Source organism: Xanthomonas hawaiiensis, assembly GCF_031834635.1.
GTDB classification, from domain to species: domain Bacteria; phylum Pseudomonadota; class Gammaproteobacteria; order Xanthomonadales; family Xanthomonadaceae; genus Xanthomonas_A; species Xanthomonas_A sacchari.
This window is the reverse complement of sequence record NZ_CP115873.1, coordinates 2,867,636-2,894,593: the sequence shown is the minus strand read 5'-3', so window position 1 is coordinate 2,894,593 and position 26,958 is coordinate 2,867,636. Positions and strand designations below refer to the sequence as shown.

General features: G+C 70.4%; 25 protein-coding genes and 1 tRNA gene. 10 read left to right on the top strand and 16 right to left on the bottom strand.

Going from position 1 to position 26,958, the window contains the following annotated elements; translation table 11 throughout:
• Positions 1 to 227 precede the first annotated feature (227 nt).
• The 8 genes from PG878_RS12440 (at position 228) to PG878_RS12405 (ending at position 6,627) form a co-directional block, all read left to right on the top strand.
• The gene (locus PG878_RS12440) at positions 228 to 671 is read left to right on the top strand and encodes a group III truncated hemoglobin (RefSeq protein WP_244672749.1); all 444 of its coding nucleotides are present in this window, start codon (positions 228 to 230) and stop codon (positions 669 to 671) included.
• 44 nt (positions 672 to 715) lie between these two features.
• Positions 716 to 2,122 carry an oxygen-independent coproporphyrinogen III oxidase gene (gene hemN, locus PG878_RS12435; RefSeq protein WP_209032532.1) on the top strand — a complete coding sequence of 469 codons (1,407 nt, stop codon included), beginning with the start codon at positions 716 to 718 and terminating at the stop codon, positions 2,120 to 2,122.
• Positions 2,123 to 2,312: 190 nt separating this feature from the next.
• Positions 2,313 to 2,399 (top strand) — tRNA-Leu (locus PG878_RS12430).
• A gap of 125 nt (positions 2,400 to 2,524) precedes the next feature.
• Entirely contained in the window at positions 2,525 to 2,833 is a 309-nt protein-coding gene (locus tag PG878_RS12425) for a hypothetical protein (protein ID WP_209032531.1), read from the top strand.
• A 158-nt stretch (positions 2,834 to 2,991) separates the two neighbouring features.
• Complete coding sequence (locus PG878_RS12420; RefSeq protein ID WP_209032530.1) at positions 2,992 to 3,405, top strand: hypothetical protein; 414 nt, start codon at positions 2,992 to 2,994, stop codon at positions 3,403 to 3,405.
• Between the two features lie 181 nt (positions 3,406 to 3,586).
• The gene (locus tag PG878_RS12415) at positions 3,587 to 4,042 is read left to right on the top strand and encodes a hypothetical protein (RefSeq protein ID WP_311185966.1); all 456 of its coding nucleotides are present in this window, start codon (positions 3,587 to 3,589) and stop codon (positions 4,040 to 4,042) included.
• 414 nt (positions 4,043 to 4,456) lie between these two features.
• Entirely contained in the window at positions 4,457 to 5,149 is a 693-nt protein-coding gene (locus PG878_RS12410) for an MtnX-like HAD-IB family phosphatase (protein ID WP_026143941.1), read from the top strand.
• 122 nt (positions 5,150 to 5,271) lie between these two features.
• A complete protein-coding gene (locus PG878_RS12405; protein WP_198526533.1) occupies positions 5,272 to 6,627 on the top strand; it encodes an aspartate aminotransferase family protein in 1,356 nt (451 codons plus the stop codon).
• 65 nt (positions 6,628 to 6,692) lie between these two features.
• On the opposite strand, the gene PG878_RS12400 is transcribed toward PG878_RS12405, so the two are convergent.
• Together PG878_RS12400 and PG878_RS12395 are read right to left on the bottom strand one after the other, a co-directional pair.
• The gene (locus PG878_RS12400; protein ID WP_209032528.1) at positions 6,693 to 7,931 is read right to left on the bottom strand and encodes a beta-ketoacyl-[acyl-carrier-protein] synthase family protein; all 1,239 of its coding nucleotides are present in this window, start codon (positions 7,929 to 7,931) and stop codon (positions 6,693 to 6,695) included.
• Between the two features lie 6 nt (positions 7,932 to 7,937).
• A complete protein-coding gene (locus PG878_RS12395) occupies positions 7,938 to 8,210 on the bottom strand; it encodes an acyl carrier protein (protein WP_160947413.1) in 273 nt (90 codons plus the stop codon).
• A gap of 112 nt (positions 8,211 to 8,322) precedes the next feature.
• Here PG878_RS12395 and PG878_RS12390 point away from each other — a divergent pair, with 112 nt between their 5' ends.
• The gene (locus tag PG878_RS12390; protein WP_209032527.1) at positions 8,323 to 9,390 is read left to right on the top strand and encodes a GNAT family N-acetyltransferase; all 1,068 of its coding nucleotides are present in this window, start codon (positions 8,323 to 8,325) and stop codon (positions 9,388 to 9,390) included.
• A gap of 1 nt (position 9,391) precedes the next feature.
• Positions 9,392 to 10,270 (top strand): arginase family protein, encoded by an 879-nt coding sequence (locus PG878_RS12385; RefSeq protein WP_209032526.1) that lies wholly within the window; start codon positions 9,392 to 9,394, stop codon positions 10,268 to 10,270.
• 175 nt (positions 10,271 to 10,445) lie between these two features.
• Here the strand turns inward: PG878_RS12385 and PG878_RS12380 are convergent, their stop codons facing one another.
• The 14 genes from PG878_RS12380 to ptsP all read right to left on the bottom strand — a co-directional run bounded on the left by PG878_RS12380 (position 10,446) and on the right by ptsP (position 26,910).
• Positions 10,446 to 11,699, bottom strand: a complete 1,254-nt coding sequence (locus tag PG878_RS12380; protein WP_311185965.1) for a DegT/DnrJ/EryC1/StrS family aminotransferase — start codon at positions 11,697 to 11,699, stop codon at positions 10,446 to 10,448.
• Positions 11,689 to 12,087, bottom strand: a complete 399-nt coding sequence (locus tag PG878_RS12375; protein ID WP_152181106.1) for a DMT family transporter — start codon at positions 12,085 to 12,087, stop codon at positions 11,689 to 11,691. Before PG878_RS12375 ends, PG878_RS12380 begins: the two co-directional genes overlap by 11 nt.
• Positions 12,084 to 12,446, bottom strand: coding sequence for an EamA family transporter (locus PG878_RS12370; RefSeq protein WP_209032670.1), 363 nt, complete (start codon positions 12,444 to 12,446; stop codon positions 12,084 to 12,086). The genes PG878_RS12375 and PG878_RS12370 overlap by 4 nt, the downstream gene beginning before the upstream one ends.
• Entirely contained in the window at positions 12,446 to 13,273 is an 828-nt protein-coding gene (locus PG878_RS12365; protein ID WP_209230120.1) for an alpha/beta hydrolase, read from the bottom strand. Before PG878_RS12365 ends, PG878_RS12370 begins: the two co-directional genes overlap by 1 nt.
• Before the next feature lie 92 nt (positions 13,274 to 13,365).
• Entirely contained in the window at positions 13,366 to 14,268 is a 903-nt protein-coding gene (locus tag PG878_RS12360; protein ID WP_311185964.1) for an HlyD family secretion protein, read from the bottom strand.
• On the bottom strand, positions 14,265 to 15,029 hold the full coding sequence (locus PG878_RS12355) for an ABC transporter ATP-binding protein (RefSeq protein WP_311185963.1): 765 nt from the start codon (positions 15,027 to 15,029) through the stop codon (positions 14,265 to 14,267). Before PG878_RS12355 ends, PG878_RS12360 begins: the two co-directional genes overlap by 4 nt.
• On the bottom strand, positions 15,026 to 16,159 hold the full coding sequence (locus PG878_RS12350; protein ID WP_209230123.1) for an ABC transporter permease: 1,134 nt from the start codon (positions 16,157 to 16,159) through the stop codon (positions 15,026 to 15,028). Before PG878_RS12350 ends, PG878_RS12355 begins: the two co-directional genes overlap by 4 nt.
• Positions 16,159 to 17,595, bottom strand: a complete 1,437-nt coding sequence (locus PG878_RS12345; protein ID WP_311185962.1) for an efflux transporter outer membrane subunit — start codon at positions 17,593 to 17,595, stop codon at positions 16,159 to 16,161. Before PG878_RS12345 ends, PG878_RS12350 begins: the two co-directional genes overlap by 1 nt.
• Positions 17,592 to 19,013, bottom strand: a complete 1,422-nt coding sequence (locus PG878_RS12340) for a sensor histidine kinase (RefSeq protein WP_311185961.1) — start codon at positions 19,011 to 19,013, stop codon at positions 17,592 to 17,594. The genes PG878_RS12345 and PG878_RS12340 overlap by 4 nt, the downstream gene beginning before the upstream one ends.
• Positions 19,010 to 19,717, bottom strand: coding sequence for a response regulator (locus tag PG878_RS12335; RefSeq protein WP_019802458.1), 708 nt, complete (start codon positions 19,715 to 19,717; stop codon positions 19,010 to 19,012). The genes PG878_RS12340 and PG878_RS12335 overlap by 4 nt, the downstream gene beginning before the upstream one ends.
• 589 nt (positions 19,718 to 20,306) lie before the next feature.
• A complete protein-coding gene (locus PG878_RS12330) occupies positions 20,307 to 21,575 on the bottom strand; it encodes a carbohydrate porin (protein ID WP_209032648.1) in 1,269 nt (422 codons plus the stop codon).
• A 91-nt stretch (positions 21,576 to 21,666) separates the two neighbouring features.
• Complete coding sequence (locus PG878_RS12325) at positions 21,667 to 23,391, bottom strand: PTS fructose transporter subunit IIC (protein WP_311185960.1); 1,725 nt, start codon at positions 23,389 to 23,391, stop codon at positions 21,667 to 21,669.
• Positions 23,392 to 23,446: 55 nt separating this feature from the next.
• Positions 23,447 to 24,400 carry a 1-phosphofructokinase gene (pfkB, locus tag PG878_RS12320; protein WP_311185959.1) on the bottom strand — a complete coding sequence of 318 codons (954 nt, stop codon included), beginning with the start codon at positions 24,398 to 24,400 and terminating at the stop codon, positions 23,447 to 23,449.
• Entirely contained in the window at positions 24,397 to 26,910 is a 2,514-nt protein-coding gene (gene ptsP, locus PG878_RS12315) for a phosphoenolpyruvate--protein phosphotransferase (RefSeq protein WP_311185958.1), read from the bottom strand. Before ptsP ends, pfkB begins: the two co-directional genes overlap by 4 nt.
• Between the last annotated feature and the right edge of the window lie 48 nt (positions 26,911 to 26,958).

The following is a 26,958-nucleotide window of genomic DNA, read 5'->3' as shown; positions in this document are numbered from 1 at the left end:
GACGGCGGATTCCATCGCGAAAGGAGGATGCGGCATGCGCCAAGGCAGCGGCGCCACACGTCGCCGCGCCTGCCAGCCGCCTGGCCGCCGATCCCCCGTCGACACCGGCGTCGGCGCATGCCGCAGTCGCAGACTAGGCAGCGCGGGCAGGGCGGGCATTGATCCTGATCAAGGCCGCCGCTGCCGCCGCGTGGAGACTGAGCAGGTCGAACGAGCTGGAGCGGGACATGCAGGACGAGATCGAAGGCATGCCCTTGCCGGGGGCGGACCTGTGCAGCGAAGCGGAGGTGCAGGCGCTGGTGGAGGCGTTCTACCGCCGCGTGCGCGCCGATGCCGATCTGTCGACGGTGTTCGCCGCACACATCGAGGACTGGGACGCGCACCAGCGGCAGCTGTGCGATTTCTGGTCGGCGATGCTGCGCGGCACGCGCCGCTTCCGTGGCGCGCCGATGCCGCGGCACATGGCCATGCGCGAACTCAGCGCCCTGCTGTTCCAGCGCTGGCTGGGCCTGTTCCGCGCCACCACCGCCGAGCTGACCAATGCGCCGATGCGGCTGCTGGCCGACGACATCGCCCAGCGCATCGCCGAGACCTTCTGGCGCCGCCACCAGATGAGCTGGCGGCCGTTCGAGCCGGTGTCGCCGCTGCCGCCGGCCGCGCGCGCGGATTGATCCAGGTCAAGGCGGCCGCGCCGGGCGCCGCGCATGCTCGGTCCATGGACATCCTCACCGCGCCCGATCCCTCCGCCGCCTGGACCTTCGACGCCGACCTGCTGCGCCGCTACGATCGTCCCGGCCCGCGCTACACCTCGTACCCGACCGCGCCGCATTTCCAGACCGGCTTCGGCCCGGCGCAGTTGTTCGCCGCGGTCCAGGCCAGCGACCCGCGGCGGCCGCTGTCGCTGTACGTGCACGTGCCGTTCTGCCGCAGTCCCTGTTTCTACTGCGGCTGCCACCGGGTCATCACCCGCGACCCGCAGCGCGGCCGTGCCTATGTGCAGCGGTTGCTGCGCGAGGCGGCGATGATGGCCGCGTGTTTCGACGGCGAGCGCGAGGTGGTGCAACTGCACCTGGGCGGCGGCACCCCCAACTTCCTCGCGCCGGAGCTGCTGGGCGAACTGGTGCAGGGCCTGCGCGGCCTGTTCCGCTTCAGCCAGGCGCCGGACCGCGAGATGTCGATCGAACTGGATCCGCGCACGGTGACGCCGCAGGACATCGCTGCGCTGGCCGAGTTGGGCTTCAACCGCGCCAGCCTGGGCATCCAGGATTTCGATCCGTTGGTGCAGCAGGCGATCAATCGCCGCCAGGGCGTGCACGAAACCCTGGACATCCTGCGCGCCTGCCGCGTGCACGGCATGCGCTCGGTCAACGTCGACCTGATCTACGGCCTGCCGCGGCAGACCCAGGCCGGCTTCGAGCAGACCCTGGAGACGGTGATCGCCGCGCGCCCGGACCGCCTGGCGGTCTACGGCTACGCGCACATGCCCCAGCTGTTCAAGGCGCAGCGGCGCATCGCCGACGCCGACCTGCCAGACGCCGAGCAGAAGCTGGCGCTGCTCGGCCTGGCGGTGAGCAGGCTCTCTGCAGCGGGCTACCAGTACATCGGCATGGACCATTTCGCGCTGCCGCAGGAAGACCTGGCTCGCGCGCAGCGGCAAGGCAGCCTGCACCGCAACTTCATGGGCTACACCACCCACGCCGACACCGACCTGCTGGGCCTGGGCGTCAGCGCGATCAGCCGCATCGGCGCCAGCTACAGCCAGAACCAGCGCGACCTGCCGGCCTGGGAAGCGGCGGTGGACGCCGGCGACAGCCCGGTGCTGCGCGGCCTGCACCTCAGCACCGACGACGCCCTGCGCGCCGAACTGATCCAGCAGCTGATGTGCCAGGGGCGGGTGGACGTGGTGGCAGTGGCGCGTTGCCACGGCATCGATGTCGCCAGCTATTTCCGCGAGGAACTGCGCGCGCTGGCGCCGCTGTGCGCGGACGGCCTGGCCGACTATCGCGACGGCGTCGTCCAGGCCACCGCCCGTGGCCGCCCGCTGCTGCGCCTGATCGCCATGTGCTTCGACCGCTACCTGCGCCAGCCCGACCAGCCGGCGCGCTATTCGCGCGCGATCTGAGCACCGCGCGGATTCCCTTGCCGTTGGCATCCCCGGTGCCGCCGTGGCGGCGGTGCCGGGGGCTTTTCGGCGGTAGTGCTCCGGCCTGCCGATGCCGGCAATATGGCGTATCGGTTCGGCGCGTCTGCCGGATCGGCAGCGCCCTGCGGTTCACAAGCGCCGCGCGATCAGGCACGCTACGCGCCACCAGGCCCGGATGGCGAAACTGGTAGACGCATCGGACTTAAAATCCGCCGGGGGCAACCCCATGCCGGTTCGATTCCGGCTCCGGGCACCATGGATGCGTAGCAGTTTCAGCGCTTCGTACGGCTCCGATCGGCCGGCCGCTGTGCGGTTTTTGTGCATCCTATGACTTGTGCTGGCGTTGACGAAGAATTCTTTGCCTGCCGACGAGGTGGTTGCATGCAGGTCGATGAAATCTACTATCGAGTCACCTACCTGGACCCGGAAATGCGCTTGCCCGTCATAAGGGCTTACATTTGTCTTGGGGTGAATCTTTCGGATGAAGATGTGGTGGGCGATACCTGGTACTTTCAGGACGTCTTCAGCTATTACGAGTCTGGTTCAGCCCTGGCCGCAACAGAGCCCGACATTCCCGTGGTATGCCTGGCAGAGGAAGAGTTGACGGGTGACATGCTGGATGCCGGTCGGCTCCATGATGTGTTGGAAGAAATCAGAACAAAACGCCGTCGGCGTGATATCAACTCATGAGCGATCGGTTGGAAATTTCCTAGATATGGCAGGCAACTTATTCGCTACTAACGGGTTGTAGAAGTTGTGGTGGGAAATCGAGTTCGTCAAGTTTAACTTCTGGGGAGATCTTTGCGCTTTATTGGATTTTTGATCTTGCTCAATGTGAGTGTGAGTTAGTGAAATATTTATTTCTTGTCATTGCCGCGTTCCTGATCTCTGGTTGCGGGAGGTCTCGCTCTGAAGATGCATACTATGGGCTCTGGATTACCAGGAAAGCCAATGCTGAAATTAGGAAGATGCGGCTGGGTCATGATATGAAATTCGAAGTAAGGGCGTTCCCGGCAGCGGTGGCCTGTTCAGATTCTATGGTGATGGGTGATATTGATGGTGATGGTAGTTGGAAATATGACGCGGAAGATGGATGCATATTTCTTGAATTTTCAAAAATAACAAATGAAAAATGCAAAACTCCGTATGGAGTGGTGATTTTTGATCAGCCAGGAGCCAGGTTGACAGCTTTTCCTGATGTGGAGATGCCATCAAGCGGGGTATTATTCGAGCATTCGGCTGATGGCAGGAATAGGTGGTAACGTAGAAAAGCTCTTCTTCTTTGCGGCATCTGCGTCTGGTATGGCTGGATTGAATTGCATGTGATTGCAGATGTCTTGCCCATTATTTCCACCAGTTGCAGACTTGATCTGGAGTCGCGATGACCATCTGCGCGGACTGGTAGATCTTTCTGTCAGTGCTGACAATTCGGAGATTCCGTCTATGCAACACCGATCTCGTGCTGGCCTGAGTGTCGGCGTTTTTGCTGCATTGCTGGTGCTCATGAGCTTTGTTTATCTGAAGGATGCTCGCGCCGGAAAAATTGCGCAGTGCAGTCCTCAGAGTGTTGAGATATTGCTCGCGATCAAGGGTGACTCCGAGATTGCTGAATATGGCGCGACACATTTCGGGTCGCCTAATACGCCATTTCTTGCGAGTCAGATCACTACCAGTGAAAAGTTGTGCTCGGACGAAGCGCGTGGGGTAAGGGTTGTGTATCTAGCCACGCCGGGATTTAGCCAGGGTCGGCCATTTATTAATATCGATAAAATTTATTTCGATGATGACGCGGCTTTTGTTGAAATATCGTTTCCTCCTACGGGAAAGAACGCAGATGTCTTCCTAAGAAAGAAGGGCGGAGTGTGGAGGGTGATAAGGAAGGAAATGTGGGAGTCGTGAGATTTGGTGAGTCAGCGCCGGTGGGTCCAGTCCATTCGCCAGCTGCCGCGCCCGCGGTTTCCCTTTGGCATCTTGGGCCATGGTGCGCTCGATTCGGCGCGGAAGCGTCGGCCACTCTGCGACCAAACAGATCGTGCTGCCTGGCGGTCCAAGCACACCGTACCCGCGTTTTGAGAAGGGGCCGCTTGGCCGGCGCCAGGGCTTCGACCATGTCGAGCTGTCGCATCCCAATCGCCAGTGCGCCACGATCGGCCCGCGGCGTCTCTGTGCTACGCATCTCAGTCTAAAGGCTAGTAGAAGGCGCCACGCCGATCTACCACGCCCAATGTGAACGCTCCGCTTTCTTTCACCCCGCCGAAAGGAGTGCGAAAGACAGCGTGCCTAGGCTCTGCCCCCATCAGCCGGAGAGCCACCTTGCGCGCCCAATGGAACATCCTTTGCGATTTTGACGGTACCGTGTCCCTGCAGGACGTGACCGACAGCCTGCTCGAGCATCTCGGGCGCCCCGGTTGGCAGGAGCTGGAGGACGACTGGGTCGCCGGTCGGATCGGGGCCCGCGAGTGCATGAGCAAGCAGGTCGCGCTGCTCGACGGCGACGTCGATGCGCTGCACCGGGTGCTGGATGCGGTGCGGATCGATCCGGCCTTCGTGCGCTTCGTGGCGCTGGCCGAGCGCCTGGGCATCCCGCTGAGCATCGTCAGCGACGGCCTGGACTACGGCATCGCGCGGATCCTGGCCCGCCACGGCCTGCACCATCTGCCGATCATCGCCAACCGCTTGCTGCGTACCGACGCGGGCGAATGGCGCATGGCCTCGCCGCATGCGCGGCCGGATTGCCCCAGCGGCACCTGCAAGTGCGCGGTCATGGCGCAACAGCCACCCGAGCGCGCCACCTTGCTGATCGGCGACGGCCGCTCCGATTTCTGCCTGGCCGGCAAGGCCGACCTGGTGTTCGCCAAGGACGGTCTGCTGCGCCACTGCCGCGCCAACGGGATCGCCCATTGCGCGATTACCGGTTTCGACGACGCCATCGCCCTGCTGCCCGACCTGGCGGTGCCGGCGACCACCACCGTGTCCTTCCCGCTTCCCGTCACCCAACGAGCCTGATCCCGATGAACCGGAATGTTTCGCTTTCCTCGCTCGCACCGCTGCATGGCGATGCCGCGCCCGATCCGGAGGCGCTGCTGCGCACCGGTGCCGACCACCAGCGCGCGCTGAGCGATGCGCAGATGCTGGCCGATGAATCCCAGTACTGCTCGTACGGCGACACCGTGCACTACAGCGAGCCGCCGCGCATCTTCGGCCGCTGCGACGGCAGCTACCTGTACGACACCGAAGAGGTGCCGTACCTGGATCTGCAGATGTGGTATTCGGCGGTCAACTTCGGCTACGCCAATCCGCGCCTGAACCAGGCGCTGACCCGCCAGATCGAGACGCTGCCGCAGGTCGCCAGCCAGTACCTGCACCCGACCAAGATCGAGCTGGCCAAGACCATCGCGGTCGACGCCGAGCGCAAGTGGGGCCGCAAGGGCCGCGTGCACTTCAACGTCGGCGGCGCGCAGTCGGTGGAAGACTCGCTGAAGCTGGTGCGCAACGCCAGCGCCGGCAAGAGCCTGGTGTTCGCCTTCGAAGGCGGCTACCACGGCCGTACCCTCGGCGCCTCGGCGATCACCTCGTCGTACCGCTACCGCCGTCGCTTCGGTCATTTCGACCGCGCCCAGTTCATCGAATTCCCGTACCACTTCCGCGGCCCCAAGGGCATGTCCAAGGAAGAGTACGGCGAGCAGTGCGTGGCCAAGTTCGAGCGCCTGTTCGAGACCGAGTACAACGGCGTGTGGGATCCCAAGGCCGGGCAGTGCGAGTACGCGGCGTTCTACGTCGAGCCGATCCAGGGCACCGGCGGCTACGTGATCCCGCCGCCGAACTTCTTCACCGGCCTGAAGCGGGTGCTGGACAAGTACGGCATCCTGATGGTGGTGGACGAAATCCAGATGGGCTTCTTCCGCACCGGCAAGCTGTGGGCGATCGAGCATTTCGGCGTGACCCCGGACGTGCTGGTGTTCGGCAAGGCGCTGACCAACGGCCTCAATCCGCTGGCCGGCATCTGGGCGCGCGAGGAGCTGATCAACCCGACCGTGTTCCCGCCGGGTTCGACTCACTCCACCTTCGCCTCCAACCCGCTGGGCACCGCGGTCGGCCTGGAGACCATGCGCATGCTGGCCGAAACCGACTACGAGTCGATGGTGATGGCCAAGGGCGCGCACTTCCTGGACGGCCTGCGCGACCTGCAGAAGCGTCACCCGGAAATCGGCGACGTCGACGGCCTGGGCCTGGCCCTGCGCGCGGAAATCTGCCAGGCGGACGGCTTCACGCCGAACCGCAAGCTGCTCGACACCATGGTCGACATGGGCCTGGAAGGCGAGCTGCGCCACAACGGCAAGCGCATCGGCCTGATCCTGGACGTGGGCGGCTACTACAAGAACGTGATCACGCTGGCGCCGTCGCTGCACATCAGCCACGAAGAGATCGACCTGGGCCTGTCCCTGCTGGACCAGTTGCTGACCCGCGCCAAGCAGGTCGCATGAGCCGGGCGGGAGACGACGCGCGCGGTTCGCGTTGCCTCCCGCCGTCGTTTGCGGCGGCGGGCGTTTCAGCCCGCCGCGCGCAGCGCGATCACCGCATTCAATCCGCCGAAGGCGAAGGAATTGCTCAGCACCGCCTGCACGTCGCGGGCGCGCGCCTGGTTGGGCACGTAGTCCAGATCGCATTCCGGGTCGGCATCGAGGAAGTTGGCCGTGGGCGGGACCACCTGCTCGCGCAGCGCGCCGATCGCCGCCACCAGTTCCAGCGCGCCGGCCGCGCCGAGCGCATGGCCATGCACCGCCTTGGTCGAACTGACCGCCAACGCCTCGGCGTGTGCGCCGAACACCTGCCGCAGCGCCTGGGTCTCGCAGCGGTCGTTGGCCTGCGTGCCGGTGCCGTGGGCGTTGATGTAGTCGATCTGTTGCGGCGCCAGGCCGGCGTCCTGCAGCGCCAGGCGCATCGCCGTGGCGGCACCGTCGATGCTGGGCGCGACGATGTCGCCAGCATCGGAACTCATGCCGAACCCCGCCAGTTCCGCCAGCGGCCGCGCGCCGCGGGCGGCGGCGTGCTCGGCGCTTTCCAGCACGAACATTCCGGCGCCTTCGCCCAGCACCAGGCCGCTGCGCTGCGCGCAGAACGGCCGGCAGGTGTCGTCGCTGACCACCCGCATCGCTTCCCAGGCGCGGATCAGCGGCAGGCTCAGGCAGGCTTCGCTGCCGCCGGCGATGGCCACGTCGGCCAGACCATGGCGGACCATCAGCGCAGCTTGCGCGAAGGCGTGGTTGGCCGAGGCGCAGGCGCTGGAGACGGCGAAGGCCGGGCCACGCAGGCCGAAGGCGATGCTGATCTGGCTGGCCGGGGCATTGGCCATGCTGCGCACGATGGTCAGCGGATGCAGGCGTTCGGCCTGGTCGCGGTACAGCCGGCGCGATTGTTCGTCGCGGCTGAGTTCGGCGCCGACGCCGGTGCCGACCACCACCGCGCAGCGCGCGCCGAGCGCGGCATCGCCGTGCGGCAGGCCGGACTGGGCGATCGCCTCGCGGGCGGCGACCAGCGCCATCTGGGTCATGCGGTCGAGCTGGCCGGGGGCGATGCCGCCGGTCTGCGTGGCGTCGGGTGCGAACCCGGACAGGGTCGCAGCCACGCGCATCTTCAACGTGCTGAGCGGATCGGGCGAGGGCAGGGCGGCGATGCCGCTGCGGCCCGCGCGCATCGCGCTCCAAAGGGCTTCGGCGCCCAGGCCGAGCGCGCTGACCGCGCCCATGCCGGTGATGACGACGCGCCGCGCGTGCGGAGAGGCGCCCATGGCGCGTCAGTGCGCCGGTTGCGCCGCGCTGGCCGCCTTGGCCGCCAGGGCGTCCTCGACCGCCTGCACCAGCTTGCCGAGCGAACCGTCGTCCAGGTTCGGGTCGCGCTGCGGGAAGGTGATGTCGAAGTGTTCTTCGATGTCGAACAGGATTTCGATGGCCTCGAGCGAATCCACGCCCAGGTCCTGCAGCTTGGCATCGGGGGTCAGGCGCGCCGGGTCGATCTCGCCATGCTTGGCGACGATGCTGTGGATTTGCGACTCGATGGACGGGGTCATGGCAGTGCTCCGCGAAATGAAGGGCCACCGCGCGGCGCCCGCCGCCGGTGGATCGCACGCTGCGGCCTGGGCCGCAGCATCCATTCTCCACGCTAGACGATCAATCTTGCAGATGCCTTTCGTCAACCAACTCGAGCCACAGGCCTTACAGCGGCAGTTCCTGCAGCACCCGCCAGCCGGTTTCCTGATCCAGCCCCTGGAGCACGGGGTGCCGGCCTTCGAGGCCGATTTCGACCTGCTCACCACCGCCGAACCCGCGTTGCGCGCGAAGGTGGCGCGGCTGCCGCTGCAGCGGCTGTGGCAGCGCCTGCTACGGCCGCGCACCAGTTTCGTCGGCAGCACCGTCAGCGAATATGCCTGGCTGCCGCGCGCGGCCGACCCGGCGCAGTTGCCGCGGCAGTGGCGCACGCAACTGGGCCGGCGCCGCGCGCTGATGATCGTCAAGGACGTGCCGCAGCGTTCGCCGTTGCTCGACGACGCCGACAACGCCTGGGCGCAGGCGTTCCTGGACGCCTGCGAGCGCAATGGCTACGTGCTGCTGCGCGGGCAGGCGCTGGCTTGGGTGCCGATCGACTTCGCCTCCACCGACGAGTACCTGGCGCGGCTCTCGCGCGGGCGTCGGCGCAACATCCGCCGCAAGCTGCGCTCGCGCGCCGATCTGGAGATCGAGGTGCTGCCGACCGGCCCGGCCTTCGCCGATGCGGCGCTGCGCGCGCACTGCTATGCGCTGTACCAGGAGGTGTATGCGCAGAGCGAGATCCATTTCGACCTGCTCACCGCGCCGTTCTTCGATGCGCTGCTGACCGACGCCGAGTCGGGCGGGCAGGTGTTCGTGTACCGGCACCAGGGCCGCATCATCGGCTGGAACCTGTGCTACGTGCACGAAGGCCGGCTGCTGGACAAGTACATCGGCCTGCACTATCCGGACGCGCGCGACCACAACCTGTACGCGCTGAGCTGGATCGAGAACCTCGACTATGCCTGCCGCCACGGCCTGACCGCCTATGTCGCCGGCTGGACCGATCCGGAAGTGAAGGCCCAACTCGGCGCCAGCTTCACCTACACCTGGCATGCGGTCTACCTGCGCAATCCACTGCTGCGCGCCGTGCTGCGCCGATTGCGGCCGCTGTTCGAATCCGACGACGTCGGGCCGGCCGCCGATGCCGCCGAGGAGGACTGAGATGCGCACCCCGGTCCTGCTCGATCTCGACGATTCCCTGGGCGCGGTACCCGGCGCCGTGCGCCTGCCGCTGCGCGACTGGTGCGACGGCCTGCGCTTCGCCTGCTCGATGGCGCGGCTGCGCCGCTTCGGTGCGGCGCTGGAGCAGGCGCTGCCGGCGCGGTACGGCACCGTGCTGCTGGGCAGCGGCGATTTCCATCATCTGAGCCTGCCGCTGATCGTGCGCCTGGCGCAGCGCGCGCTGGCGCCATTGCGGGTGGTGGTGTTCGACAACCATCCGGACAACATGCGCTTCCCGTTCGGCGTGCACTGCGGCTCGTGGGTGCGCCGCATCGCCGCGCTGCCGCAGGTGGCGCAGGTGGAAGTGGCCGGCATCACCTCCGGCGACGTCGGCCCCGGCCATGCCTGGGAAAACCATCTGCTGCCGCTGTACCGCGGCAAGCTGCGCTACTGGTGCAGCGGCGTGGACGTGGGCTGGGCGCGGCGGCTGGGCCTGGGCAAGGCGGTGCGTGGCTTTGCCAGCGTGAGCGAGTTGAGCGACGCCTTCGTCGAGCACCTGCGGCGCACGCCGATGCCGACCTATCTGTCGCTGGACAAGGACGTGCTGGATCCACAGGACGTGCGCACCAATTGGGACCAGGGCCAACTGCGCGTGCCGCAGTTGCTGCAGGCGATCGAGGCCTTGCGTGGACAGGTATGCGGCAGCGACATCACCGGCGAAGTCTCGCTGGCCCATTACCCGCAATGGTGGAAGCGCAAGCTGGCGGCGCTGGATGCGCAGCCCGAGCCGTCGCCGGCGGATCTGTCGGCGTGGCAGGCGCAGCAGCACGCGTTGAACCTGCGGCTGCTGGCGGCGCTGGACACGGCCGGCGTCGGTTAGCGCGGCCGTGTCTGTCTGTAGGAGCGGGGGGGTTTGGGTGGGGGGGGGGGGGGGCGGGGGTGGGGCGCGCGCCCCCCCCCCCCCCCCCCTCCCCCCCCCGCTCCTACAGGATTCTTCCCGTCGTTACGCGAGGCGCATTTTCACCGCGACGCTGGCGAAGCCGCCCGTCGCTTGATCAAGCGCTCGGTGCGGCGGCGTGCACCAGATCGACATCCAGCGGTGCCGGCCCCGCCGCGCCGGCGCAGGCCGCCTGCAGCGTGGCCACGATGGTCTCGAAGCGCGCCTCGTCCAGCCAGGGACTGTTGCTGATGCTCAGGCAGCGTGCGGCGAAGTCGCTGGCGTTGGGCATCGGCGTGCGCTCGACGATGCCGTCCAGGTAGTCGTAGTCGGGCAGGGCATGCACGAACGGCACCGCCACGCCGAGTCCGCGTGGCCATAGCGCGTCCAGCACCGATTCGCGGGCGGCCGCATCGGGCAGCAGCACCATCAGGATCGGCCAGCTGCCCTGGGCGCCAGGCGTGTCGGCGATCACGCTCAGGCCGGGGATGCTGGCCAGGCGGGCGCTGCGGCGCCGGCCCTGTTCGCGGATCTGGGCAAGAAATGCCGGCCAGCGGGCGCTGGCGCGCACGCCGACGCCTTCGCGCCAGGCGCCGACGGCATGCTGGGCGATCGCGGTGCCGAAGCGGTCGCCCGCGGCACCCACGCGATCGCCGCGGCGCAGCGCGCGCCGGACCGGTGCGCCATACGCCCAGCGCAGCGGTTGCGGCCGGTACAGCGCCGCGTAACCGAGCAGTTCCAGGCTGCGGCGCAGTTCCCAGCGCCAGTCGCGCTGGCCCAGGCGCGCGGCGGTGTCGGCCAGGCTGCGCTGCAGTGGCGCATGCCGCGACATCAGCAGGCCGCCTTCGTACAGCGTGAGCCCCTTGCCGGCGGCCAGGCTGCAGAAACCGATGTCGCCGCCCAGGCCTGCGGGGCGGCCGTCGGCATGCACGCCGCCCAGCGCCTGCGCCGCGTCCTCGATCAGCAAGGCGCCGCAGCCTTCGGCGGCGCGGCGCAGCGGCGCCAGGTCGGTCAGGCGCCCGCCGAGGTGGGTGGCGATGATCGCCAGGGTGTCGCTGCCGCAGCGTTGCGCCAGTTGCACCGGGTCCAGCTCCAGCGAGCCGGGCAGCAGATCGCACAGCACCATTTGCAGGCCGCAGTGCGCCACCGCCAGCGCCACCAACGGGCAGGTATAGGCCGACACGACGACCTGCCGGCGCCGGCTGGCCAAGGTTAGGGTGCGCAGGGCCACGATCAGCGCGGCGGTGCCGGAGCAGGTCAGCAGCGCCTGCGGCAGGCCGAGCGCGCTGGCCAGGCGCGTGCGCGGGCGGCCGGGCCACAGGTCGCGCCACTGCAGCGGCAGGCCGGCGGTCGGCGGCACCTCAATGCGCATCGGCGGGATCCGCGCGTTCGCCGATCGCCAGGCAGACGATGCCGCCGACGATCAGCGCCGCGCCCAGCGCCTGCAGCAGGCCGATGTGTTCGTTGAACCACCAGGCCGACAGCAGCATCACGCTGACCACCTCCAGGTGCGAGGCGGCGAAGGCCGGGCCGATCGGCGCGTGCTCGAGCAACTTCATCCAGGTGAAGAACGCGCCGACGTAGCCCAGCAATGCGGCGTACAGCCAGGGGCTGCCGAGCAGGCGCAGCACCCAGGCCAATTCGGCCTGTGGCGGGAACGCGTGGGTGCCGGCCAGCTTGAAGCCGATCTGGGCCAGGGTGTCGAAGCTCAGCAGCAGGGCGAAGCCCACCGCGTAGCGATGCAGCGGCGGCCGGCTCATGAGCCCAGCCCCACCACGGCCACGCCGGCGCTGACCAGGCAGATGCCGGCCACCTGCATGCGCCCGAGGCGTTCGCCGAACAGCCAGCGCCCGGCCAGCATGATCGCCACGATGTTGATCGAACCCAGCAGCACGCCGCGGCCCAGCGGCACCAGCGACAGGAACGCGGTCCAGGCGAGGAACTCGAACACGTAGCAGGCCACGCCGAACCACAGCTGCGGCTGCCGGGCCATGTGCTGCCAGCGCGCCATGCCGCTGCCCTGCGGGTGACTGGCCACGTACTTGAAAGCCAACTGGCCGGCGGTGTCCAACGCCACCGTCGCCAGCCAGATCGCCACCACCGAGCCGGTCATCGCCATCAGGCGGCGGCCCGCTGCGGCGCGGACAGAGCGGCGAAGAACTGCGCCAGGCGCGCGCCGAGCACGCGGCGTTCGCGGTCCAGGGTGATCATGTGGTAGCTGTCGTGCAGCAGCAGCAGTTCCGTCGGCCCGGAGACGTTGGCGATCACCAGCCGCGCGTTGCGCAGGTCGGCGATGTCGTCCTCGGCCGCGTGCGCGACCAGGCACGGCGCGACGACCTTGGGCAGGTTGCGGCGCACGTCGCGCGCGAGCAGGTACATCTCGGCCAGCGCGTGCCAGGGATTGCCGGGCAGGCCGGCGGCGCTGCTGTCGCCGCCGAGCATGGCGCTGCTGACCTGGGCGCGGATGCGCTCGTCGCGCAGGCCATACGGCGGCTCTTCCAGGAACATGCGGCGCTTGCCGATGCCCAGCCGCTTGAACCAGGGCAGCAGGAACGCCAGGCGCGCACGCTTGGGGATGTTCCAGCCGTCGTAGCGGAAGGTGGCGCCGAGCACGCCGACCCCGTCCACCCACTCCGGACGCTGCTGCGCCAGGCGCAGCGCCAGCACCGCGCCCATCGACAGCCCGGCCACGAACAGGCGGTCGACCTGCGGGCGCACGCGCGCGGCGGCGGCCTCGACGCTGGCGTACCAGTCGCGCCAGTTGGTGGCGAGCAGGTCGTCCTCGTCGCCGCAATGGCCGGCCAGCTGCACGCCGTAGACGCTGAAGCCTTCGCGGTTCAGGCTCTTGCCGAGCAGGCGCATCTCGCTGGGCGTGCCGGTGAGGCCGTGGATCAGCAGCACGGCGTTGCGGCCGCCTTCGAAGTGGAACTCGGCAGATTGGATCATGTGAATGGGCGCGGCTGCGCAGTCTCGGCAATCCGTGCAGGGTCGCCGCTGCGCGTTTCAGCAGCCTTTCGCCGCGGCGAAGGCGCGCACGGTCAGCGCTTGGTCGTGGCCGGGTTGCGGAAGCGGACCAGCACGCGCTGGCCCAGGCGCAGGGTCGAGGGCTGGGTGAAGGCCAGCACGCAGGCCACGCTGCGGTCGTTGCCGGCGGGCGTGGCGTCGTCGTGCAGTTGGGTGGGGCCGTAGGCCGGCGCCAGCCAGCGCACCACCGCCTCGCCGAGCACGGTCTGGCGGCCGTCGTCGCTGATCACTTCGGCGGACATGCCCGGGGTGACGCTGCCGGCATAGCTTTCGTTCAATTCGGCGCGGACCAGGCGCGGCGCGTCCGGCAGCAGGGTCAGCAGCGGCGCGTTGGCCTCGGTGCGCGCGCCGACCGCCGCCGACAGCTGCAGCACGCGCCCGGCCACCGGCGCCTGCAGCCGGTACTGCGCACGCTGCAGTTCGGCCGCGCGCACCTGCGCGTCGGCCAGCGCCGCGTCGCTGCGCGCGGTGTCCAGCGCGTCGACCAGGCTCTGCACCGCGTCGCTGGCGTCGTCGGCGCTCTGTCCGTCGCTGGCGCCCAGGCGCGCGGCCTCGGCCAGCCGCCGTTGCTTCTGCTGGGCGCTCTGCAGGCGCTGCTGCAGTTGTTTCAGGTGGGTGGCCGCGGCCTGGGCGCGGGTGCGGGCGATGTCCAGGTCGACCGCGGCGGCGCGGTCGTCGCCGGCGACCAGCACGGCGCCTTTCTGCACCGCGTCGCCCTCGTGCACCGGTACCTCGTGCAGGGTCGCGGCGACCGGCAGGCCGAGCTTGAGCACGCCGCCCTCCACATCGATGCGGCCGCGCGCCACCGCCAGGTAGGCCGGGGGGGCGGCGGCGGCCGCCGGCGCCGGCGTGCGGTCCGATGGCGCGCATGCGGCCAGCAGCAGGCTCAGCAGGGGCGCGGCGGCGAACGCTTTCATGGTGCGGGATTCCGTGAGGGCAGGGGCGAGGGCGGCGCGTTCACGCGGCGGTCGTCGAGGATGCGGCCGTCTTCCATCGACAGCACGCGGTCGGCGTGGCGGATCAGGCGCGGGTCGTGGCTCACGCACAGCACCATGGTGTTGTGGCGGCGCGCGATGCGGTGCAGCAGGTCGATCACGATCTGGCCGTTGCCGGCGTCCAGCGCGCTGGTGGGTTCGTCGGCGAACAGCAGCGCCGGGTGCTTGGCCAGCGCGCGGGCGATCGCCACGCGCTGCTTCTCGCCGCCGGACAGCTCGGCCGGGCGCAGGTGCTGGCGGTGGGCGATGCCGACCTCGGCCAGCGCCTCTTCGGCACGGCTGCGCACCTCGGCCGGCGCCAGGCCCATGTACTGCAGCGGCAGCCGCACTTGGTCCAGCGCGCACAGCGCCGGGAACAGGTTGAAGCCCTGGAAGATGAAGCCGGTGTGGCGCAGCCGGAACTGCTCCAGTGCGGTGGCGCCGAGCGCGCCCAGCTCCTCGCCCAGCGCCAGCACCTGGCCGGCGTCGGCGCGCTGCAGGCCGCTGAGGATCGACAGCAGGGTGCTCTTGCCGCAGCCGGACGGGCCGGAGATCAGGGTCAGTTCGCCCGGCCACACCTGCAGTTCCACGTCGCGCAGCACCGGCGTGCGCAGGCTGCCGGAGACGAAGCTCTTGCACAGCCCGCTGCCGCGCAGGGTGGCGGCGGCCGGGTGCAGCGCGGCGGTGGCGACGATCCGGCTCATCGCAGCAGCAACGCCGGATCGGCGCGGCGCAGCCCGCGCAGCGCAGCCAGGGCCGAGACCACAGTCAGCAGCATCACCGCGCACACGCACAGGCCCCAGCCGCTGGCGTTGAACGCCACCGGCACGTCGTGCGCGCGGGCCAGCGCGACCAGCGCCGCGCCCAGCGCGCTGGCGCCGATCAGGCCCAGCGCGCCGACCCAGGCGGCCTGTTCCAGCACCACCCAGCGCAGGTTGCGCATGCTCACGCCCAGCGCGTTGAGCGTGGCGTACTCGCGTGCCGCGCCGAGCACCGTGCCGAGCAATGTCTGGCTGGTGATGGCCACGCCGACCAGCAGCACGATGCCGCCCAGGAACAGCACGCCCGAGCCGGCGCCGGTGTCGAACATCCAGAACAGGATGCTGCGCCGGGCGAAATCGTCGGCGCTCCAGGCTTCCACGCGCGGCCGCGCGACCGTGCCGTCGATCGCCTGCGCCACCGCCTGCGGGTCGGCGCCGGGGCGCAGCCTGGCCACCATGTAGGTCGGCCAGTCCGGATGCGCGGCGTCGGTGTTGAGCGCGCGCGCGGTGTCCAGCGAGGCCAGCACGTTGACCCCGCCCAGCGCGCGTAGGCCACGGCCGACCCCGATCACCCGCACGCGGTGGCCGTTGATGCGCGCGCTGCTGCCCACGCCGACGCCGAGCTTGTCCAGTTCCGCGCGGTCCACCACCACGGTGTCCGGCTCGCGCAGCGCCGCACGCAGCGCCGGGCTGAGCAGGCGCGAGAACATCAGCCCGCCGTCGCGGGTGTCGATGCCGGAGATGTAGACCGACACCGCGCCGGTGTCGCCGGGGCCGCGCCAGTCGCCGTCGAACCAGATGAACGGCTCGATCTGCGCCACCCGCGGGTCCAGGTACAGCGGCGCGGCCGCGTCCGGGTCGATGGCGCGGCCCTGGTCCACGCTCTGCGTGCCGGGATAGCCCAGCCACAGGTCGGCGTCGGAGCCGGAGACGTAGACGCTGGCGCTGCCGAAGATGCCCAGCACCAGCGCGGTCTGCAGCAGCAGCAACAGGCTGGCGAAGCCCACCGACACCACTACCGGCAGGAAGCGGCGCCACTCGTAGCGCAGGGTCTGGCGGGCCAGCGCGACCATCAGGGCTGCGCGCCTTCGCGCGCGTTGCCGTTACCGGTGCCGGTGCCGGGAATCGGCGCGGTGGCGCTGCCCAGCGCGGTGTGCAGGGCGACGTAGGCCAGATCGCGCTGGCGCTGCGCTTCGAGCAGTTCCAGGTCTGCCTGGTCGCGTGCGGCCTGCTGCGTGGCCACGTCCAGATCGCTGCCCAGGCCGAGCCGCCGGCGCTGCTGCGCCGCCTCGGCGACCTGCTGCTGCGCCTGCAGCACCTGCTGCTGGGTCTCGACGTTGCGCCGCTGCTGTTCCAGCGCGGTCAGGGCGTCCTCGACCTCGTTGACCGCCGACAGCACGGTCTGCCGGTAGGCCAGGGTGGCCGCTTCCAGCAGATCGCCGCGCGCCTTGGCCCGGGCCTGGCGGATGCCCCAGTCGAACAGCGGGATGTCGATCACCGGGCCGAACGAGGCGATACCGTGGGTGGCGGTGCGGCGGTGGCTCAGCAGGCTGGTCGACCAGCGGATCGCGCCGCCCAGGCCGATGCTGCCGTAGCGGTCGGCGCGGGCGATGCCCAGGGCGCCGGCGGCGCTGATCACCTCGGCCTCGTGCGCGGCGATGTCCGGGCGTCGCCGCAGCAGGTTGGCCGGCACGCTGTCGACCGCGGCGATCTGCAGTTGGCCCGGCGCGCTGCTGGCCGCGGCCGTGCTCCATGCCGGGTCGGGCGCGTCGCGGCCCAGCAGCACGGCCAGGCGCCGCGCGGCCGCCGCCGCGGCATCGCGCGGTTCGTTCACCGCGCTCTGCGCCTGCAGCGCCGCGGCCTGCGCCTGCGCGGCGGTGGCCGGCGCGGCCAGATGCAGGTCGACCAGGGTCTGCTGCAGGCTGGCCTGGCGCTGGCGCGCGCTGGCGATGTCCTGCAGCAGGCGTTCGGCCTGCTGCGCGTGGCGCAGGTCGATCCAGTTGTGGGTCACGTCGGAGATCGTCGCCGCGCGCACCTGCGCCAGGTTGGCCTGGGCGCTCTGCAGGTCGCCGCGGGCCACGCGGTTGGTGGCTTCGCCGCGACCGAACAGCGGCAGCTCCCACTCCGAATCGACGCCCACGACCAGGAACGAGGCGCTGGCGTCGGGGTCGATCGGATCCTCGGTGCGCGCACGCAACTGCGGCCGCAGGGTCGCGTCGGCGACCGCGTCCAGCCGCCGCGCCGCGCGCAGCCGTGCCAGCGCCTGGCCGACCTCGAGATCGTCCTGCAGCGCCTGCGCGACCAGCGCATCGAGCTGCGGATCGTGGAAATCCTGCCACCAGGCGCTGCCCGGCGGACGCGGCGCGGCCGCCTGCGGCGTCGCGCTGCTCCAGTGTGCGGGCAGCGATGGCTGGCGCAGATCGGGGATGGGCTTGCTGGCGCAACCGCCCAGCGCCAGCGCGCTGGCCAGCGCCAGTGCGCCGGCGCGGCGAAAACGGTTGCGGCTCATGCGCGCGGCTCCGCGCCGGCCGGCAGGTCCAGTTCCGCGCGCAGGCCGCCCAGCGCCGAGCGCCGGTAGCGCAGCGTCGCGTGGTGGCGGGCGGCGATGTTGGCGACGATGGCCAGGCCCAGGCCGGTGCCGCCTTCGGGCGCGTCCGGCGCGCGGAAGAAACGCTCGCCCAGGCGCGGCAGCAGGGCCTCGTCGATGCCGCTGCCGGCATCGTCCACGGCCAGCCGCACGTACAGCGGATCGCGGCGCAGGCTGACCGTGACCATGCGGCCGGCGGCATGCCGGAACGCATTGTCCAGAAGGTTGTCGAGCAGTTCGCGCAGCGCATAGGTGTCGGCGGCCACCCAGGCGGGCGCGTCGTCGTCGCCGGCGTCGTAGCCCAGGTCCACGCCGGCGTGCAGCGCGTCGGGGATGCGGTCGGACAGGGCCTGCGGCAGCCATTGCGCCAGGTCCAGCGGCAGCAGCTCGCGGATGCTTTCGCGCGGCGCCTGGGTGCGGGTCAGCGCCAGCAACTGGGTGGAGGTGCGGGTGGCGCGGTCGGTCAACTGGCGGATGTGCTGCAGCGCCTGCGCGGTGTCTTCCGGGCGCTGGCCGGCCTGGGCGCGCTGCACGTGCATGCTCAGCCCGGCCAGCGGCGTGCGCAATTGGTGGGCGGCGTCGGCCAGAAAGCGTTCCTGCAGCGCCATCATGTGCTTGAGCCGGCCGAGCAGGCCGTCGATGGCCTGGGTCAGCGGCAGGATCTCCACCGGGATGTCCGGACCGGACACCGGGCTGAGGTCGCGCTGGCTGTCGTCGAGCCGGCGCACCGCCGGCTCCAGCATGCGCAGGCCGACGCGCACGCCGTGCCAGACCAGCACCAGCAGGGAGCAGGTGAGCAGCAGTTCGGTCGGCAGCATCAGCACCAGGATCTCGCGGGCGCGGCGGTGGCGGTCGTCCAGGGTCTCGGCCACCGACACGGTGAGCCAGTCGCCCGGCTCCAGCGCCGAGGGCAGCAGCAGACTGGCCACGCGCACCGGCACGCCATTGTCCATGCGGTCGTCGTACAGCATCACCCGGCCGATCTCGGCCGGATCCGGGTGCTTGGGAATCGGCTGGGTACTGCCGCTGATCACCCCGTGGCGGCGGCTGTCGAGCTTGAAGAACACCCGGCCGTCGCTGCTGTACTCCAGCAGTTGCCGCGCCTGCAGGGTCAGCGGCATGCGCTCGCCGGGGTCGTTGACGGCGTTCGCCAGGCCCTGCGTGTCCTCCTTCAGGTCCATGTCGTGGACGTGATTGGTGTACTTGAGCATCAGCAGGTAGAACAGCGTCGACACCACCAGCATCAGCAGTACGGTCGGGATCAGCAGGAACGCCAGCAATCGCTGGCGCAGGCTGGGATGGCGGTAGGCCGGCGCAGGCGCGGCGGTGGTCGCGCTCACTGCGAGGTCTGTGCGTGGTCGGCGGCCGGTGAGGCGGCGTGCGACTCCTCCAGCAGATAGCCCAGGCCGCGGATGGTGCGGATGCCGACGCCGGCGCCATGCAGCTTGCGCCGCAGGCGGTGCATGGAGATGTCCAGGCCGTTGTCGGTGATTTCGTGCTGCCAATCGCACAGCGCCTCGGTCAGCTGGCTGCGGCTGACCACGCGCCCGCTGCGCAGCAACAGGGTTTCCAGCAGCGCGAACTCGCGCGCGGTCAGGTCCAGCGGCTGGTCCTGCAGCCACACCCGGCGCCCGGCCAGGTTGATGCGCAGTTGCCCCAGCACCAGTTCCGGCACGCCGCCGCTGCTGCTGCGGCGCAGGAGCGCGCGGGTACGGGCGAGGAACTCGGACAGTTCGAAGGGTTTGATCAGGTAGTCGTCGGCGCCCTCGTCGAGCGCGCGGATACGGTCTTCCACCGCGTCGCGGGCGGTCACCACCAGCACCGGGATCTCGTCGCGGCGGGCGCGCAGGCGTTGCAGCACCTGCAGCCCATCGCGGCGCGGCAGGCCCAGGTCCAGCACCAGTAATTGATAGCTTTCGCTACCGAGTGCGCGTTCGGCGGCGGCGCCGTCGCCGACATGGTCTACCACGTGGCCGCACTCGGCGAGCGAGTCGCGTAATGCAACGGCAATGGACGTATCGTCTTCGGCGACCAGGATGCGCATGACGCGAAATGCTTGCAACGGGGATGTGGGAAAACCGTCGTAATCGGCGGCGGCGAAGTCGCTACGTTCACATACGTCGATGTAGGTTCGGTGGAGTCTGTATCCAGATTCTGCGATGCGGTGATGACGATTGTCATCCATGACATCTTTCGCGCGCTCGCCGGTCCTGACGCCGCCGGGTAGGAAAAATCCTATAGCCGGCCACGGCATCCGCCGATCCTCACGCCTCTCGGGCGGCGGCATCATGCATGCGTCGGCAACGTCACCGCTCCCGCGCCAGGGAGACGGCTCGCACGGAATCGAACGGATCTCGATTCGCCGGCCACGTTTCGCTCCCGCAGGTGCCGACGGATCGGCGCAGCGCCACTGCGATCGGAATCGAAGGGAAGAAAACGCACGAGGCCCCGGCATGCCGGGGCCTCGTGCGTTCAACGTGCCGCTATCGAGCGTGAATCATGCCGGCATCATGCGCTGGCTGGGGCGATCTGCTGCCGTTGCCGTCAGCGCCACACCGCGCGCCACGCCCGCCCGCAACCCTTCAGGTTGCAATCGGCCGCCTTTGCGATCCCGAATCCCGAATCCCGGCCCCTCAGAGCGCCCAGTCCAGCCGCAAACCGGCAACCAGGGCATTGGGCAGGTCGCGGGTACGCGCCGGCTCGTTGAACTGGTCCGGGTGCACGATGTAGTGCAGGTTCGGGGCGATGCGCAGTTGCGGGGTGACCTGGATGCCGTAGCTCAGTTCCATCATGGTCTGGGAACGGTGCGGGGTGCCGCTGCCGCCGGCCGCGGCGCGGGCCAGGCGCAGGTCTTCCAGGGCGTCGTCGCTGTAGTGCTGCTGGGTGACGACGAAGGCGATGTTGTCCTGCGGGCGGCTGGCGAAGGTGCCGCGCTGGACCAGGCCCAGTTCCAGGAAATGGTCTTCGATCAACTGCCCGGAGGTGCCCTTGAGCACCGAGCCGAACAGCACCAGGCCGCGGTTGCTGTCCGGGTCGGGGCGGGTGACCTGCTGTTCGAAGCGGAAGAACGCGCCGGAGCGGCCGCTGCGGGTGGCGTAGTCCAGCCCGCTCAGCCGCGCCGGGTTGCCGTTGCGGTCGTTGAGCGGATCGCGGTAGTCGGAATTGTCCTGCCAGCCGCCGAGCTCGTACATCGCCGGAAGGCGCGCGCCGCTGGCCTGGGTGCTGTAGCCGATCGCGTACGGCACGATCACCCCGGTGCTGTCGTTGGTGCTCCAGTTCAGGCCGTGCTGGCCGCGTTCGGCCTGGATCGGGTTGACCTCGTAGGCGCCGACGTGGACATAGACGTTCGGGGTCACCCAGGCCTTGGCGTGCGCGGCCCAACTGGACACCGGCCAGTAGGTGAAGTTGCTGGTGCGGAACACGAAGGTCGGGTTGCCGCAGGCCGAGTTGCCCTGGAAGTAGCCGCACAGCTCCGAACCCAGGAAGTGGATGTTGGCCACGCTGCGGCCGGCCTCCAGTTCCAGGCGATCGTCGAACAGCTTCTGGTCGATGGTGAAGTTGGCCAGGCGCGTGCCCTGGCCGCCGTAGATTTCCTGCACCGAGGTGCTGTTGCCGATGTTGCCGTTGGCCAGGTTGGTGCCGTGGCGATTGATGCCGTAGACCTTCAGCGTGGCGCCGTTCCAGCCCATCAGCCGTTGCAGGTCCACGTCGGTGCCGAACATCAACTGTCCGGCGTAGGCGCTGCCCTCATGCTTGCCGCCGTCCAGCGACACGGCGCCTTCGCCGGTGTAGGCGAGCTTGAGCTTGAATGCGTCGCTGGCGTCCTGGGCGTGGGCCAGCGGTGCGGCGAGCGCCAGTGCCAGGGTGGCCAGGGGCAGGGACGAGACGAGGGGACGGGACATGGCGGAACTCCTCAGCAGGGAAAGGCCGGCGCGCCGCCAGCGGCGACGGGGGAGGGGCATCGCGTGGCGACGCGCCGGCGCATGGACGGGATCAGGCGAGAACCGGCTTCTTCAACACCCGCAGCGCCACCGCGGTGACCACGGTGCCGGCGAGCAGCGCCACCAGGTACATGCCCAGGTGAGTGACCGCGTTGGGGATCGGCAGCACGAACACACCGCCGTGCGGCACCTTCAGTTCGGCGCCGGCGGCCATCGAGATGGCGCCGGCCAGGGCCGAGCCGAGCATCAGCGCGGGAATGGTGCGCAGCGGGTCGCGCGCGGCGTACGGGATCGCGCCTTCGGTGACGAACGCCAGGCCGAGCACGCCGGTGGCGGCGCTGCTGCCGCGCTCGTCCTGGGTGAAGCGGCTGCGGAACACCCAGGTGGCCAGGGCGATGCCCAGCGGCGGGGTCATGCCGGCGACCATCGCCGCGGCCATCGGCGTGTACACCTGACTGGCGATCAGGCCGGTGGAAAAGGCGTAGGCGGCCTTGTTGACCGGCCCGCCCATGTCGAAGGCCATCATCGCGCCCAGCAGCAGGCCCAGCAGCACCGCACTGCTGCCCTGCATGCCGCGCAGCCATTCGGTGAGCCAGGCCAGCAGCTCGGCCACCGGCTGGCCGACCACGTAGAGCATGGCCAGGCCGACCAGCAGGGTGCCCAGCACCGGCAGGATCAGCACCGGCTTCAGGCCCTCGAGGGTGCGCGGCAGCTTGATCGCCCGGTTCAGCGCGGCCACGCCGTAGCCGGCGATGAAGCCGGCGAGGATGCCGCCGATGAAGCCGGCGCCGAGGTTGGCCGCGACCATGCCGCCGATCATGCCGGGGGCGATGCCGGGGCGGTCGGCGATGGAGTAGGCGATGTAGCCGGCCAGGGCGGGCACCATCAGGGTGAAGCCGGCCTTGGCGCCGATCTGGAACAACGACCAGGCCAGGGTGCCCTTGTGCGCGTCGTCGAAGGCGTAGATGCCGCCGAGCGCGAAGGCCAGCGCGATCAGCAGGCCGCCGGCGGTGACGAAGGGCAGCATGAACGACACGCCGGTCATCAGGTGCTTGTACGGGCCTGCGGAGCGGCCGCCCTGGGCCTTGGTCGGGGCGCTGCCGCCATTGCCGGCGGCGTGAATGCTGGCCTCGGCCAGGGCCTTGCGGATCAGGCCCGGGCCGTCGTTGATCGCCGGCTTGGTGCCGCTCTTGAACAGGCGCTTGCCGCCGAAGCGGCCCAGGTCGACCTCGCGGTCGGCGGCGATCAGCACCAGGTCGGCGGCGGCGATCTCCTCGGCGCTGAGCGCGTCCTGCGCGCCCACAGAGCCTTGGGTTTCCACCCGGATCTGATGGCCCAGCGCCTTGGCCGCCTGCTGCAGGCCCTCGGCGGCCATGAAGGTGTGGGCGATGCCGGTGGGGCAGGAGGTGATGGCGACGATGCGCTTGCCACTGCCGTCGCTGGCGACAGGTGCGTCTGCCGCGGCGTCGGACGCAGCGGCGGCGAGCAGCGGCGCCAGCACCGCACCGGCGTCGGCCAGCACCGCGTCCAGCGCGCTGCGCTGCACGCGGCGGCCGGCGAAGCGGGTGGCATCGGCGTCGCCGTCGCCGACCAGCAGCAGCGGCGCAGCGGCGGGTGCGGCGGCCAGGTCCAGCGGCGCGATCACGCCCTGCGGCGTGCGCACCTCGGCCTGCAGGACGGCGCCCCGCAGCGTGGCGGCATGGCGCAGCGCCTCGGCAGCGAGGACGGCTTCGGTACTGCGATCGCCGGCGGCGATCACCACGAGGATCGGATTCATGCGGGCTCCCGATGAGCGCAAGAGGGCGCGGCGCACAGCAGCGACGCGACGGAAGTCATGCCAGGGTCTCCACGCGGACCGCGGCGGCCAGCTCGGCCAGGCGCTCGCGCGGCAGGCGGCGGGCGACGCCGCTGCCCAGCGTGGCCACGGCGAAGGCGGTGGCCTGGCGCGCGCAGGTCGCCAGGTCGGCGTCGGCGCGCAAGGCCGCGACCAGACCGGCGACCATCGCGTCGCCGGCGCCGACGCTGCTGCCGCCGGTCACCTGCGGCGGCTGCGCCAGCAGCGCCTGCTCGCCGCGCACGAACAGCGCGCCGTCGCTGCCCAGCGACACCGCCACCAGGCCGATGCCGCGCGCCAGCAAGGCACGTGCGGCGCCGAGCAGGTCGGCGGTGCTGGCCAGTGGCGCGCCGGCCCACTCCTCCAGTTCGTGGCGGTTGGGCTTGATCGCGAACGGCAACTGCGCGCGCGGCGCGTCCAGGGCGGCGTGCAGCGGCGCGCCGCTGGTGTCCAGCAGCACCCGCGCACCGGCCGCGGCGGCCTGCGCCTGCAGATGCCGCCAGGTGTCCTCGGCCAGGCCGGCCGGCAGGCTGCCGCAGAGCACCACCGGCAGGCCGGGGCGCAGCAGCTCGGCCAGGCGCGCACCGACGCTGTCGAGCTGCGCCTGGTCCAGGGCCAGGCCGGGCAGGTTGATGTCGGTGGTGGCGCCGCTGTCGGCAGCGACCAGCTTGAGGTTGGTGCGGGTGTCGCCGGGCACGCGCAGGCAACGGTCGTCGATGCCGCGTTCGGCGAACAGCGCCTCGAACGTCTGCGCGTTGTCCTCGCCGAGTGCGCCGAGCGCGGCGCAGCGCAGGCCGGCATCGGCCAGGCAGGCGGCGACGTTGATGCCCTTGCCGCCGGCGATGGCGTGGGCGCTGCGCGCGCGATGCACCTGGCCCGGTTGCAGCCGGTCGATCGCCACGGTCAGGTCGATCGCCGGATTCAGGGTGACGGTGACGGCGTCGACGCTCATGCGCCGGCTCCGCCGTCGAGCGCGCGTACGTCCGCCGCGCTCTCGCACTCCAGCGCGCGCTGCGCCAGTGCCTGCAGCGCGTCCAGGCGGCTGCCGCGCAGGCGCGCCTTCACCGCGGGGATGTCGTTGGGGGTCATCGACAGCTCGTGCACGCCCAGCCCGGCCAGCAGCGCCGCGCCGAACGCATCGCCGGCCAGGCCGCCGCACACGCCGACCCAGCGGCCGTGGCGCGCCGCGCCCTCGACGGTGGTGCGGATCAGTCGCAGCACCGCCGGATGCAGGCTGTCGGCCTCGGCGGCCAGGTCTGGGTTCTGGCGGTCGATGGCCAGGGTGTACTGGGTCAGGTCGTTGGTGCCGATCGAGAAGAAGTCCGCATGTTTCGCCAGCGCATCGGCCTGGATCGCCGCGGCCGGCACTTCGATCATGATGCCCAGCGGCACCTCCGGCGCCTGCAGTTCCGCACGCAGGCGCTCGCATTCGGCGCGCAGCGTCAGCAGTTCCGCCGCCGAGGTGATCATCGGGAACATGATCGCCAGGCGCGCGCCATCCTTGGCCGCGCGGTACAGCGCGCGCAGCTGCGGTTGCAGCAGGTCGGCGCGGCGCAGCAGCAGGCGCGCGCCGCGCACGCCCAGGAACGGGTTGTCCTCGCGCGGCAGGTTCAGGTGCGCGACCTGCTTGTCGCCGCCGATGTCCAGCGCGCGCACGATCAGCGCGCGGCCGTCCAGCGCCTGCGCCATCGCGGTGTAGGTGGCGTACTGCTCGTCCTCGCTGGGGGCGCTGCCGCGCTCCAGGAACAGGAATTCGGTGCGCATCAGGCCCACGCTCTCGGCGCCCTGCACCAGCGCCGCGGCCACCTGCTCGGGCAGGTTGACGTTGGCGCCGATCTCCAGGCGATGGCCGTCCTCGGTCTGCGCCGGCTGGTTGCGCTGCTCGGCCTCGCGCGCGCGCAGATGCTGCTGTTCGTCGATGTAGGCGCGGGCCGAGGCCAGGTCGGCCTCCGACGGCGCCAGGTACAGGCGGCCACTGGTCCCGTCGACGATGACGGTGGCGCCGTCCTCCAGGTCCAGCAGGTCGGCGCCGCCGGCGACCAGCGCCGGCAGGCCGAGGGTGCGCGAGAGGATCGCGGTGTGCGAGGTCGGCCCGCCCACGGCGGTGGCCAGGCCGAGCACGCGCGTGGTGTCGAGGTTGGCGGTGTCCGACGGCGACAGGTCGTGGGCGAGCAGGATGCACGGGGCGGCCGGCAACTGCGCCAGGCTGCCGCCGGCCAGGCTCGGATCCAGTTGCGCCAGCACCCGGCGGCCGACGTCGCGCAGGTCGCTGGCGCGTCCGGCCAGCACCGCATTGCCCAGCGCCGAGAGCTTGTTGGCCAGGCGCTCGACCGACTGCTGCCAGGACCAGGCGACGCCGTGGCCCTCGACCATCAACTGGCAGGCCAGGGTGATCAGGTCGGTGTCGTTGAGCAGTTCGGCCTGGGCGCGGAAGATCGCCGCGTCGCCGGCGCCGAGGCGGCGCCGGGTATCGTCCTCGATGGCCTGCAGTTGCGCGCGGGTGCGCTGCAGGGCGTCGTGCAGCAGGGCGCCGCCGTCGCTCAGCGGCACCGGGGTGTCTGCGACGGTGACGTCGTGACCGGCCAGCTTGTGCACCACGCCGATCGCCAGGCCGGGGCTGGCGCCGATGCCGACGATGGCCGGCTGCGCCTGCGGCGGGGTCCAGCCGGCGACCGGCGCGGCGCGGCGTTGCGCGGCGGCCTCGGCATCGGCCTGCTCCTGCGCGGTCAGCGCGTCGATCACGTTGCGCAGCCGCGCCAGCGCCGCGGCGGCGTCCTGGCCCTCGGCGGAAATGGTCACCGTGTCGCCGGCATGCAGGCCCAACTGCAGCAGCGACACCAGGTTCTTGGCATCGCCGACCTGGTCGCCGGCGCGCACCTGGATGCGGGCGGCGAAGCCGCGTGCGGTTTCCACCCAGCGCGTGGCCGGGCGCGCGTGCAGCCCGGTGGGGTAGCGCACGGTCCAGTCAAAGCGTTCGGCCAGGTCGCTGGCCGGGGTGGCGGGCGCGGCCGGGGCCGCATCCTCGCTCAGCGCGGCGACGATCGCCTGCGGGTCGTCGCTGGCGAACAGCGCCTCCAGCCGGGGCGGGTCCTGGATCAGGCGGGTCAGCCGCCGCAGCACGGCGATGTGGGTGTCGGACTGGGCGGCGATGGCGACCACCAGGCGCGTGGTCTGGCCCGGGTTCCACTCCACGCCGTCGCGCAGTTGCAGGACGGCGATGCCGTCACGGCGCACCAGGTGGCGGTCCTCGCCGGTGCAGTGCGGGATCGCCACGCCATGGCCGAGGAAGGTGTTGGCCAGTGCTTCGCGGCGCAGCATGCTGGCCTCGTAGGCCGGCGGCACGCAGCCGGCGGCGACCAGCAACTGTGCCGCCTGGGCGATCGCGTCGGCCTTGTCGTGGGCCTGGGCATCGACCCGGACCAGGTCGCTGGAAACCAGGGAGGAGGAGGGCGTCTGGGACACGCGGAGTCCTTGAGGGTGGGCGACGAGTGGGCGCAGTGTGGGAACGTT